The 11,266-nt window shown below is 73.4% G+C and carries 10 protein-coding genes; 8 read left to right on the top strand and 2 right to left on the bottom strand.

The features are described 5' to 3' along the window. Nucleotides 1–126 precede the first annotated feature (126 nt). The 5 genes from ACWGJO_RS30035 to ACWGJO_RS30055 are packed head-to-tail and all read left to right on the top strand — an operon-like array spanning nucleotide 127 to nucleotide 4,282. Nucleotides 127–630: an RNA polymerase sigma factor gene (locus ACWGJO_RS30035; protein WP_097234875.1), complete on the top strand. Its 504-nt coding sequence runs from the start codon at nucleotides 127–129 to the stop codon at nucleotides 628–630. Further along, on the top strand, nucleotides 627–1,454 hold the full coding sequence (locus ACWGJO_RS30040) for a zf-HC2 domain-containing protein (RefSeq protein WP_452188492.1): 828 nt from the start codon (nucleotides 627–629) through the stop codon (nucleotides 1,452–1,454). The genes ACWGJO_RS30035 and ACWGJO_RS30040 overlap by 4 nt, the downstream gene beginning before the upstream one ends. A 46-nt stretch (nucleotides 1,455–1,500) precedes the next feature. Next, the gene (locus ACWGJO_RS30045) at nucleotides 1,501–2,310 is read left to right on the top strand and encodes an ABC transporter ATP-binding protein (protein WP_452188494.1); all 810 of its coding nucleotides are present in this window, start codon (nucleotides 1,501–1,503) and stop codon (nucleotides 2,308–2,310) included. Beyond that, the gene (locus ACWGJO_RS30050) at nucleotides 2,307–3,701 is read left to right on the top strand and encodes a hypothetical protein (RefSeq protein WP_452188496.1); all 1,395 of its coding nucleotides are present in this window, start codon (nucleotides 2,307–2,309) and stop codon (nucleotides 3,699–3,701) included. Before ACWGJO_RS30045 ends, ACWGJO_RS30050 begins: the two co-directional genes overlap by 4 nt. After that, complete coding sequence (locus ACWGJO_RS30055) at nucleotides 3,698–4,282, top strand: hypothetical protein (RefSeq protein ID WP_452188498.1); 585 nt, start codon at nucleotides 3,698–3,700, stop codon at nucleotides 4,280–4,282. The genes ACWGJO_RS30050 and ACWGJO_RS30055 overlap by 4 nt, the downstream gene beginning before the upstream one ends. Nucleotide 4,283: 1 nt before the next feature. Here the strand turns inward: ACWGJO_RS30055 and ACWGJO_RS30060 are convergent, their stop codons facing one another. Next, nucleotides 4,284–6,527 (bottom strand): trehalose-6-phosphate synthase, encoded by a 2,244-nt coding sequence (locus tag ACWGJO_RS30060; RefSeq protein ID WP_452188499.1) that lies wholly within the window; start codon nucleotides 6,525–6,527, stop codon nucleotides 4,284–4,286. Between the two features lie 247 nt (nucleotides 6,528–6,774). On the opposite strand from ACWGJO_RS30060, the gene ACWGJO_RS30065 reads away from it, so the two are divergent. After that, on the top strand, nucleotides 6,775–8,145 hold the full coding sequence (locus ACWGJO_RS30065) for a (5-formylfuran-3-yl)methyl phosphate synthase (RefSeq protein ID WP_452188501.1): 1,371 nt from the start codon (nucleotides 6,775–6,777) through the stop codon (nucleotides 8,143–8,145). Nucleotides 8,146–8,270: 125 nt separating this feature from the next. Further along, nucleotides 8,271–9,263, top strand: coding sequence for a phospholipase (locus ACWGJO_RS30070; RefSeq protein ID WP_452188503.1), 993 nt, complete (start codon nucleotides 8,271–8,273; stop codon nucleotides 9,261–9,263). Between the two features lie 135 nt (nucleotides 9,264–9,398). On the opposite strand, the gene ACWGJO_RS30075 is transcribed toward ACWGJO_RS30070, so the two are convergent. Further along, nucleotides 9,399–10,034 carry a TetR/AcrR family transcriptional regulator gene (locus ACWGJO_RS30075; protein ID WP_452188505.1) on the bottom strand — a complete coding sequence of 212 codons (636 nt, stop codon included), beginning with the start codon at nucleotides 10,032–10,034 and terminating at the stop codon, nucleotides 9,399–9,401. Between the two features lie 63 nt (nucleotides 10,035–10,097). Between ACWGJO_RS30075 and ACWGJO_RS30080 the strand changes: the two genes are divergently transcribed. Beyond that, nucleotides 10,098–10,991 (top strand): SDR family NAD(P)-dependent oxidoreductase, encoded by an 894-nt coding sequence (locus ACWGJO_RS30080; RefSeq protein WP_452188507.1) that lies wholly within the window; start codon nucleotides 10,098–10,100, stop codon nucleotides 10,989–10,991. The last annotated feature ends 275 nt before the right edge of the window (nucleotides 10,992–11,266 follow it).

Raw genomic sequence — 11,266 nt, forward strand, 5'->3', positions numbered from 1 at the left:
CGGGCGCGGGATGTGACGCAGGTCATGCCGGATGCAGAACCCGGGCGCCGGATCGCGCGTCTGGCTGGTGTGAGATCACGCAGGAGAGCACTGGACGAGGTGGACGAGGAGCGCCTCCTCCGGCTGGTGGCCAGGGGAGACCGCGGGGCGTTCGACGAGCTGTACCGGCGTACGTCGCCATGGCTGGCGGTGCGGCTGCGCCGCCGCTGCGCGGACGAGCAGATCGTCGCCGAAGTCATGCAGGAGACCTATCTCGCGGTGTGGCGCGCGGCCGGCGCGTTCGCCGGGAGCGCGGTCGGCGGGACGGCCGTCGGGTGGCTGTGGACGATCGCGGCACGCCGCCTCGTCGACGCGTTCCGGCGCCGCGCCCACCACGCCGAACCGCCGGTCGCCGCGGCCGAGCGGGCGGTGGTGCCCGCGGCGGAGGAGGAGGCGCTCGCCGGGACCGTCGGCGGCGACGTCGGCGACGCCCTGAGACGGCTGGCGCCGGAACTCCGCGAGGTACTGCAGGCCACGGTGCTCGACGGGCTCTCCGTCCGCGAGACCGCCGTCCTGCTCAGACTGCCCGAAGGCACGGTCAAGACCCGTGCCCGTCGGGCCCGGATCGCGATGCGGGAGGCGCTCGCATGAGCAGGGAACACGCGTCCAGGCAGTTGATCGACGACTACGCACGTGGCGACACGACGATCGCGGCGGACACGGTCTGGGCACTGGAGGCCCACCTGGAGACCTGCGCGCCCTGCCGGAGCCGGCTGGCGGCCTCCGTGGCCACCGGGGTGCCCGGCATCGCCGCGCTCGTCGACACCGTCCGGGCCGGTCTGGAACCGCAGTTGGACGCGGCGGCGGCAGCGGCCCCGCGGCGGCACCGGCCGGGATGGGTGTCGTCCTGGCTGACGCCGGTGATGACCCCGTGGCTGGCCATGACCGCCGTCGTCACCCTGCTGGCGCTGCTGCTGGACGCGGTCGCGCCGGCGGAGAGCTTCGGCGGCTCCTCACTGGTGTCGCTGCTCGCGCCGGTGCTGCCGCTGTGCGGCGTCGCCGCGTCGTGGTCCAGCGGCCTGGACCCGGCGCACGAACTGACCGCCTCGACCGCCCGCGCCGGTCTGCCCCTGCTGCTCAGGCGCACCACCGCGGTCCTCGTGGTGGTCCTGCCCCCGCTGCTGCTCGGGGGATGGCTGACCGGGAGCATGACGGCCGCGCAGTGGCTGCTGCCCTCCCTGGCCTTCACCTCCACCGCCCTGGCACTGGGCAGCGTGGTCGGGGTGACCCGCGCCGCCGTCGGGCTGGCGCTCGCCTGGGGCGCCGTCGTCCTGGCCCCCGCGTCGCTCACCGGCCGCGTCCCCTCCGTCCTGCAACTGGCCCTGCAACCGGACCGGTTGCCCCTGTGGGGGCTGCTCCTCGCGCTCGGCGCCGGCACCGTGACCGCCCGCAGGGACGCGTACTCGACGCTGTGAAACCCATGTCCACCCTCCAATGTCCACCATCGAAAGGGACCATCGCATGACACCCGTGACGAGCGCGGCCGACACCGCGCCGAAGACCTACGCCTGGGAGATCCGGGCCGACGGCCTGAAGGTCCGCGTCGGACGGAACAAGATGGCCGTCGACGGCCTCGACCTCTCCCTGGGCCTCGGCGCCCACGGCCTCCTCGGGCCCAACGGGGCGGGGAAGACCACCCTGATCCGGACCCTGGCCACGGTGCTGCGCCCCACCGAGGGCGAACTGGAGATGCTCGGCACCTCCCTGGGCAAGGTGGGCGACCACCGGGGCCTGCGCCGCCGCATCGGCTACCTGCCGCAGGACTTCGGCTACTACAAGCGCTTCACGGTGCGCGAGTTCGTCGAGTACATGGCCTGGTTGAAGGAGGTCCCGAAGAAGGATGTCCCCGAGGCCGTTCAGCGCGCCGTGGAACGGGTGGGCCTGGCCGACCGCGCCGACCACCGGATGAAGACCCTGTCCGGCGGCATGGTGCGGCGGGCCGGCATCGCCCAGGCCATCGTCAACTCCCCGGCGGTGCTGCTGCTGGACGAGCCGACGGCCGGCCTCGACCCGGCACAGCGGCTGCGCTTCCGCGAGCTGCTGCACGACCTGGGCCGCGACACCTGCGTGGTCGTCTCCACCCACCTGGTCGAGGACGTCGCGGCGGCCTGCTCCGACGTGGTCCTGTTCGCCGACGGCCGCCTCGTCTTCCAGGGCACGCCGGACGAACTGGCCGCCGCGGGCAGCACCGAGCACCCCGGCGACAGCCCCCTGGAGCGCGGCTACTCGGCGCTGCTCCGCACCTCCGGACAGCAGGGGAGCGCGTGGTGAACCGACGTGTGCTGGGTACCGAACTGAAGCGCTCGGCCGCCCCGTGGGCCGGAGCCGTCGTCCTGGGCGGCAGCCTGGCGGTCTTCTTCCTGATCGACGGAATCTGGTGGAGGGGCACCGCGGGGTGGACGGCCCAGTGGACCACCATGGCCATGTGGACCCGTTCCCTGCTGGCCTTCTGGCTGCCCCTCGTGGTCGGCATCGGGGCGGTGTACGGGCTGCGTGAACCCCGCTCGCGGATGACCGAACTGCTGACGACCACGCCGCTGCCGGCCTGGCGCCGTGCGGCGCTGCCGGCGGGTGCGATCGCGCTCGCGCTGGCGGTGGGCTTCGGCCTCCTCGTCGTCGTGGGCGGAGCGCAGGTGGCGTTCGGCCCGACCACCTACACGGCCCTCGGCTGGCTGCCGATCTCGCTGGTGGCGGTCCTGGGCCTCGTCGCGGCCGCCGTGTTCGCCATGGGCGTCGCGCGGACGCTGCCCTCCGTCCTCACCCCGCCGGCCCTGGTGGTGGCCTGCCTCGTGGTGACAGGCATGATGCGTATACGGATCGAAGGGGAGGTGCCGGAGAGCAGGACGTCGAACCGGATCGGCCTGCTGTCCCCGGTGACCGCGGACCCGCGGCAGATGCTGTTGACCCTCTCCGACTCCGTCCACCTCGGCCAGACGGTCTGGCTGCTCGGCCTGCTCGCCACCGGCCTCGCGCTGCTGGCGGCCGCCACCCGCCGGGCCCGGCTGCTCGCGGTGACCCCCGTCCTGGCCGGCGCGGCCGTGGCCCTGCTGGTTCTGCCGGCCGCCGCGCGCGACAGCTACGTCGTCGACAAGGCCGCCGCGGCCATGGTGTGCGACGGACCGGTGTGCGTGACCCAGGCCAGCCGGTCGCACCTGACCGAGCTCGTGCCGCGCGGCCGGGAGGCGCTGCGCGTGATGCAGGAGGCCCTGGGCGACAAGGCTCCGACCTCGGTACGGGAGGACACCGCGCTGCGCGCGCTCGGCGATCCCCGCTCGCTCCCCGCCGACGCGGTGCTGGTCGACTTCGACGATCAGCTGTTCATCGATGCGACCGGCAACGACCTGACCCGCGCGCTGGTCGCCCAGGGCCTGGCGCCGAGCTGCCAGGCCCGCACCTCCCGGGAGGGCGGGTCACAGAACGACATCGCCTACCAGAGCGTCGTCGTGAGCTGGGCCCTCGGTGACCCCGCCCTCCGACCGATGGCGGAGCAGGCCACCGACGTGTTCTCACGCAAGGCCTGGGCGGACGCCGACGCCCTCTGGCAGGAGCTGAAGGGGCTGGCGCCCGCCGAGCAGCGCTCGCGGATCGCCGAGCTGCGCACCGCAGCCCTCTCCTGCACGGCGAGGCTGAGCGAGGCGCCGGTGGGAGGTGTGTCGCGATGAGGTGGCTGATGCTGTACGCGCGTTCACGGCAGGTGCCCACCTCGGCCGCCGCGGTCGTGCTCGTCGCGCTGGCGGTGTGGGCCCTCACCCGGGGCGACGGCACGGGCGTGACGGATGCGCTGGACCCGACCGCGTTCTACGTGCTCACCGCGGGCGTGGCGGCCGGCTCCGTCGGGCTCGGCGGGCAGGACCTCGCACTGGACCGGACGGCCGCGATCCGGTGGGCGCCCCGCCGGGCGGCGCACACGGTGCTGATCGGCGCGGTCGCCGGTGCGGCGCTGCTGGCGGTCCAGGCGGTGGGCCCGACGTTCGTCCCCACCGAGGTCGTCGTCCGGGACAGCGCCGGCCTGGTCGGTCTGGCCGCGCTCGGGGCGGTGCTCTGCGGGGCGCACCTGGCCTGGACCCTGCCGACCGGCTGGCTGGCGTTCGCCGTCCTCGTCCCGCCGCTGCCGCCCACCATCGTGGGGAAGGTCTTCGGGTGGATGACCTTTCCCCCCGGCACGGAGGCGTCCACCTGGACCGCGGTGGTGCTGCTGGTGACCGGCGGCGCGCTGTACGCCGCTGTCGGCCCGAGGCGCTGACTCAGGGCCCGCCCGCGGCTTCCGGGCGCGGGCGGGCGAACGGCCGGGCCCTCGGCGGCGTGGCGGAGGCGCCGCGGATCGCGCGGACGATCCGGTCGGCCCACTCCGCGGGCCGCTCCCGTCCGAGGAGTTGGGCGAGCCGCTCCATCCGGGCCCGGCGTTCCGCGGGGTCGAGGTCGAGCGCACGGGCCAGGACGGCGGCGAGGTCCTCGGGCGAGTGGGGGTCGGTGAGCAGGGCGGCCCCGCCGAGTTCGGCCGCGGCGCCGGTGCGGTGGGAGAGGACCAGGACGCCCGGTTCCGCGTCGCGGTGCAGCACGGCGGCCCGGGCGGCGACGAACTCCTTGGCGGCCAGGTTCATCCCGTCCTGGAGCGAGGTCACCCAGAGCACGTCCGCCGACAGGTACTCGTCCACGACCGCGGCGGTGGACAGGCTGCGGGGGAGGTAGTCGACTGGTTGCCAGGATCCTTGCCGCCAGCGGGAGTTGACCTCGGCGACCCGCTGTTCGAGTCGATGGCGGGTGCTGTCGTAGGCGGTGATGCCGGGCTCGGGCGGCGGGCAGACCAGCCGGAAGGTGAGCCGGCCGCACAGCCCGGGCCGGCGGCGGAGCAGGCGGTCGACGGCCTCCACCTTTTGGATCGGGGCCTTGGCGTAGTCGAGGCGTTCGACCGAGAGCACCACGCGGCCGGCGGCCGGACCGAGGCGGGGCCCGCGGCGGAGGGCGAAGCTCCCGAGGGCGAGCTTCTCGATGGCCGGCCGGTCGACCCCGAGCGGGTGGACGCCGGTGCGCGGGGGATCGGGCAGGCCGGCCAGGGTCCGGCGGAAGTTCCCGGCGAACTCCTCGGTGTGGAAGCCCGCCCAGTCGAGGCGGGCCAGTGAGCCGCGCAGTTCGGCGGCGACCGGGAGGGCGGCGAAGACGTCCGGGGCCGGGAAGGGGGTGTGGTGGAAGAGCCCGATCCCGAGGTCGGGCCGGATGCGGTGCAGCAGGCCCGGGACCAGCCAGAGGTTGTAGTCGTGGAGCCAGACGGTGGCGCCGGGCGCGGCCTGTGCGCCGATGCGGCGGGCAAAGCGTGCGTTGACCGTCCGGTAGTCGGCCCAGGACCGTTCGTCGAAGACCGACCGGGCCGGTTCGGACATCAGGACCGGCCACAGCGTCTCCTTGCAGGCCCGGTGGAAGTAGCCGGTCCAGGTGCCCATGTCGATCGGGACGGGGGAGAGAGGCAGCCCGGTGGGGTGCGGCCGGCTGTCGTCGTGGGGGTCGGCGTACGGCGGGTCGTCCGGGTCGCCGCCCTGGTCGGCGCTCGGGTCGGCGCTCGGGCCGCCGCCGACCAGGGCCGTGACCCAGACGCCTGGCAGGCCATTGGTGAAGGCGCTGGTCAGGGTGGGCAGGATGCCGTTGGGGCTGCTGGGCGGCTGCCAGCTCTCGCCGTTCCAGTGCAGCGGCGGGCGGTGGTAGGCGACCACGAGGGCGTGCCGGCCCGTGGGGCGTTCGGGGGCGGAGCGGGTGGGCCCGGGTGCGAGGGCGAGCCAGCCGAGCTCCCGGAGTGCCGCGTGGATGCCGGCCGCTCCGGCCCGGTCGGGGCGGTGCAGGAGCGGGTTGTCGGCGTGGGTGGTGGTGAGGGCGGCGAGCAGGGCCGGTTCGGCTCCGGCGACGACCACCGCGTGGGTGCCGGCCCGGAACAGCGAGAGGTCGTTGAGGGAGTCGCCGGCGACGAGGATCTCCTGGGGCTGCCAGCCCAGCTTCCCGGCCAGGGCCCGCAGGGCGTTGCCCTTGGAGGCTCCCGGCGGCAGCACGTCGAAGAAGCGGTCCGCCGAGTACACCCAGGTGCAGCCGAGGGCCTCGACGGCGGCGGTGAGTTCGTCGGTGAGCCCCTCGGGGTCGAGGTGGTAGGAGCAGCGGCCGTCCTGGACGACGCCGTGCTGGTAGCCGAGTAGGGGGAAGCCGCGCAGCGCGGCGCGCACCCGGTCCGGGCCCGGCCAGCCGGTCCGCAGCTGTTCCTGCACCGGGTCGGCCGGGGTGAAGTCCGTGCCGTCGGCGACGGTGGCGCCGACATCGGCGATGATCCACCGGGGTCGCGGGACGAGCGGATCGCGGAGGATCTCGCGGACGGAGGCCAGCCCGCGCCCGGTGGCGAAGACCGGGGTCACCTCGGGGTGGCGGGCCAGGGCGTCGCGCAGTCGGCGCCGGTCGCCCCGGGTGCCGCCGAGTAAGGTGCCGTCCAGATCGGTGACCAGAATCCTCGACATCCGAGGGACGCTAACACGATCCCGTCCCGTGGTGAAGTGTTCACCTCATGTTGGCGGCCGCCCGGTGCGGGAGGGCGGAGCGCGGCTCGAACCCGGGCGCCCCGGCGGTGGGTTGGGCTGGTCGTAGAGGGGGATTGTCAAGGACCTTCACTCCTTCGAGTGGTGGCCGATCGTCGATCGGTCGGCAGGGGTCCCCCGGCGGTCAAGACTGACCCCCGAATGAGCGTCAGCTTTCTGAGGGGGAACGGTGTCGACCATCGGAATGTCCGGCATACCCGGCGCGGTCGGAGCGGATCGACGGCTGCTGGTCAGCGTCTTCGACCCGCAGGAGGCGCGGGAGGCGGTCCTCGGCGGTGCGCGGATCATCGACAGCGAGGATCCGCGCAGCGCGCTCGGGACCATCAAGCCGCGCCGGATCATGGACATCGCGGACGCGGTGCTGGCCGCCCGGCGGGACCTCCCGGTCCAGTTGAGCACCAACATCGGCGAGGACCAGCTGCTGTTCCGGCGTGCGGAGAACGGCCTGGCCCTGCCCAAGTCGGCGTACGAGCAGGTCGGCAAGGCGGCGCAGGCCGCCCTCGGAGTCGCCCTGGCGATGGGCACCCGGGTGCATCCCTGCGGGATCGTCAAGGTCGGCCTGGACGGCATGCGGCCCGGTGAACTGGCCGAGGTGCTGGGCGAGATCACGGCGACGCTGCGCCGGAGCGAGCAGTTGTCGCACGCCCGGGTGATGTCCGTCCTGTTCGCCCAGGACCTCGACCTGTGGGACGCCCGCAAGACGCTGCCGCAGGTGCGGCGCGCCCTGGTGGGCCTGCGGGAGTACTACCCGTGCGCGCCGTCCACGCCGGGGGCGTTCGACCTCGCCGAGTACGCGGACGCGCTGCTCGACGTGTACGGCGGGCCGCTCTTCGACGGCCGGCGGCCGGACCTGGCCGGGCTGAGGGCGTCCGGCGCCCTGCCGGCGGAGGCGCCCACCGGCTTCGTGGCCGTCAACGAGCCCTTCGCCCACCGGAGTCACGGCCTGACGCCGGGCCGTCGCACCGACCGGGAGGCGATCCGCGCGGTGGTCGAGGCAAGCGCCGCGGCCGGTGCCGACGCGATCATGGTGGACACCAGCATCCTGCTGAAGGTCGCCCGGATCGGACTGGTCTCCACCGCCGGCGGCCCGGAGCTCGCCGACCTCGACCGTCACGACACCGACCGGCACGGTCTGGCCAGGGCCGGAATCCTCTCGCTGGAGGAGATCCGGTTCTTCGTGGAGCTGTGCCACGCCCACGGCCTGGAGGCGAACCTGGCCGGCTCGGTGCAGAGCCACCACGCCCAGCAGGTCTGGCGGCTGGTCCCGGAGCTCGACCAGCTCTCCGCCCGCGGCGGCGTCAGCGCCCTGGCCCGCGACCCGTACGGCGGCACCGGCCGCGGCACCCGGCACGAGCGGACCGTCCGCCGCACCCTGGTGGGCGGGCTGGTCCCGCCCGAGCAGGGCGGCCGGCTGGTGGTGCCGCGGCGGATGACGGAGCAGCCCGGGGCGCTCGACGACGTGGCGGACCTGCTCAAGCGTCACCCCGGCCTCGACGCGTATTCCTCCGACGCCCACGGGGTGCTGGCGCCGCTCGGCTGACGGACGGCCGTTGCGGTGTCCTGGCCGAGTCCCCCCGGATGTCGTTCATGGCCCGTTTGCCGTACGCCGAGGCGCAGTTGGTGGGATCGTCCTGTCGGTACACCAACAAGAAGGAGTGTCCCCCCTTGACCTCTCACCCCAGGCGCGGTACCCGCTCGCGAACCCTCCCGGCACTGGCGGCGGCGCTGTGCGGGATCGTCGGCGCCACCGCGCTCGGCACCACCCCGGCGGCGGCCGCCGCCGACCGGCGTCACCCGATCTACGCCATCGCGCACCGGGTCGACACCCTGGACGGCGTGGACGCCGCGATCAACCACGGCGCCAACGCCATCGAGATCGACGTCTGCGCCTGGTGGAACCCGAACGAGTGGCGCGCCTACCACGACTGTTCCTCGGCCGGCGAGAACCGGCTCGGCCCCAGCTTCGACAGCATGCTCGACCGCATCGTCTCCAACGCCAACGCGGGACGCCGGCTGTCGCTGGTCTGGCTGGACATCAAGGACCCCAACTACTGCGGCGAGGAGCCCAACCGCACCTGCAGCGTCGCCGGACTGCGCGACAAGGCCCAGCGGCTGACGGCCGCCGGCATCCAGGTGCTCTACGGCTTCTACGAGTACCACGGCGGCAGCACCCCGGACGTCGGCGGCCGGGGCTGGAAGAGCCTGGAGGGCAGGCTCGGCCCGCTGGAGGGCATCACCACGACCGGCACCCGCGACCAGGTGCAGAGCGCCTTCGCCAAGTCCGGCACCGGCTTCCCGGCCGGCCGCCGGGCGATGGACTACGGCGACAGCGACATCACCAAGGGCTTCGGCAACTGCACGGAGGCCACCTACAACACCTGCGCGGAACTGAAGAAGGGAGCCGCCGACCGGGCCGCCGGACGACTCGCGGCCACCCTCTCCTGGACGACCACCTACAACGACCCCTGGTACGTCGACAAGCTGCTGGGCGACGCCCAGGTGGACGGCATCATCGCCGGCTACGGCGCCTTCACCGGCGTGCGGGAGTACGACAACAGCTGGCAGTGCGCCAACGCCGTCAACCTGGTCAGGGACTGGGTGAACCACCACAGCGGCACCCACCGCATGGCCACCAGCGGCGACCGCCTGTTCACGTAGGAGACGGCCCGACCCGACCGCACTCGGCGCAGGCGGGTGCGGTCGGCTGCCTTTCGGCGGGGTGGCTGTTCTTCGGCGGGCCGGCCGTTCTTCGGCGGGGCGGCCGTCGGTGGGGTGGCAGCTGCTGGGCGGCGGTCAGCAGGCCGGGGCGGTGGGCTCGGCCAGCGGTTCGTCGTCAGCGCCCGGCTCCAGGCCGCGGAGCAGGTGGGTGAGCAGGTCGTCGAAGACCTCGTCCAGGGCCGGGCCGGAGAGTCGACCGCTCGCGGTCTGGGCGGCCACGCCGTGGACGGCGGTGAAGAGGATGGCGCCGATCCGGTCGGCGTCGCCGGCCCGGATCAGTCCCTGGGCCTGGCCGAGGGCGATGAGCGCGCGGAGGTCGTCCTTCAGCGGCTGCCAGGCGAGCTCCAGTCCGTCCGTCACGGCGGGGTCGTGCTTGCGGGCGAAGGCCAGCTCCAGCAGTGCGCCGTGGTCGGCGGCGAAGTCGACGTACGCGCGGGCGACGGCGAAGGCCCGCTCGCGGAAGCCGTCCCCACTCCTGGCGAGACCGCTGCGGGCCGCGGCGGTGAGCCGCTGGACGCCGGCGAGCGCGAGGGCGTCGAGCAGGGCGCGCCGGTCCTTGAAGTGGCGGCTGGGCGCGGCGTGGCTCACGTCGAGCGAGCGGGCGAGCTCGCGCAGGGACAGCGCGTCGGCGCCCTGCTCGCGCAGGGTCTGTTCGGCGCGTTCCAGTAGCGCGGCGCGGAGGTCTCCGTGGTGGTAGTGGCCCGTTCGCATGGGCATCAGCATACGAGCATGTAGTCGTTGACAACATTGTTGTCGGTGTCTACATTGGGGTCCGTGGAGCGGACCCGGGTGTTCGCCGACCGCCGACTGCCGACCGCCGACCGCCAGCCGCCGACTGCCGAGCACCAGCCGCAACCGAATCCCGTCGCATCGAGGAGAGTCATGGACTTCGCCCGCAAGACCACCCTGATCACGGGAGCGTCCACCGGCATCGGGGCCGCCTTCGCCCGCGAGCTCGCCGCCCGCGGGTCGGACCTCGTCGTCGTTGCCCGTAGTGAGGACAAGCTGAACCGCCTCCAGCAGGAACTGAGGGCGGCGCACGGCGTCACCGTGCACGTCGTCCCGCTCGACCTCGCCCGTCCCGGCGCCGCCGCGGAGCTGCAGGACCGCGTCGAGGAGCTGGAGGTGACGGTCGACGTCCTGATCAACAACGCCGGTTTCGCGACCTTCGGCGCCGTCGCCACGAGCGATCCGACGAGGATGGCCGAGGAGGTGCAGCTCAACTGCGCCACGCTCACCGACCTGACCGCCCGGCTGCTGCCCGGCATGGTCGAGCGCGGCCGGGGCGCGGTGGTCAACGTGGCCAGTACGGCCGCATTCCAGCCGATTCCCCGGATGGCCGTCTACGGCGCCACCAAGGCGTACGTGCTCTCCTTCACCGAAGCCTTGGCGAACGAACTCCGCGGCAGCAACGTCCGCGCCCTGGCGATCTGCCCCGGTGCCACCGACACCCCCTTCTTCGACGTCGCCGGCGAGCAGGCCGCCGTGGGCATCCGCCGACGGCCCGAGCAGGTCGTCGCCACCACGCTGGCAGCGCTGGAGAAGGGGCGGCCGAGCGTCGTCGACGGCTTCCTCAACCGTCTCGGGACCCTGGCGCCCCGACTCCTGCCGCGACGCGCCACGGTTGCGGTCGCCGAGCGGGTCACCCGGCCGAGCCCGGCGGTCTGAGCATTTGGTCTCCGACCCGAAGGGGAGTAGTGTTCTCCGGGTTGCCCCACGGGATGGCCCCTCGGAACGAGTTCGAATCTGAATTCGAGAATGACCGGGGAAAACGGACCGAAAAGCTCTGATAGAGTTTGGGAGTGCCGAAAGGCGAAAGCGAATCGAATGAATGAAACTCCGAAAAATGGAGCGGAAAACATCTGATAAGCTGGAAACACGAAAGAACGAAGCCCGGAGGGTCCGCTGGAAGGCGGTCCGAAGGAAGCGTCCGTTCCTTGAGA

Source organism: Kitasatospora sp. NPDC054795 (assembly GCF_053611565.1).

Bases quoted from the DNA above. Each gene is read 5' to 3' on its own strand.
- ACWGJO_RS30040 (WP_452188492.1), top strand. From the start codon at position 627: ATGAGCAGGGAACACGCGTCCAGGCAGTTGATCGACGACTACGCACGT.
- ACWGJO_RS30045 (WP_452188494.1), top strand. From the start codon at position 1,501: ATGACACCCGTGACGAGCGCGGCCGACACCGCGCCGAAGACCTACGCC.
- ACWGJO_RS30055 (WP_452188498.1), top strand. From the start codon at position 3,698: ATGAGGTGGCTGATGCTGTACGCGCGTTCACGGCAGGTGCCCACCTCG.
- ACWGJO_RS30060 (WP_452188499.1), bottom strand. From the start codon at position 6,527: ATGTCGAGGATTCTGGTCACCGATCTGGACGGCACCTTACTCGGCGGC.
- ACWGJO_RS30075 (WP_452188505.1), bottom strand. From the start codon at position 10,034: ATGCGAACGGGCCACTACCACCACGGAGACCTCCGCGCCGCGCTACTG.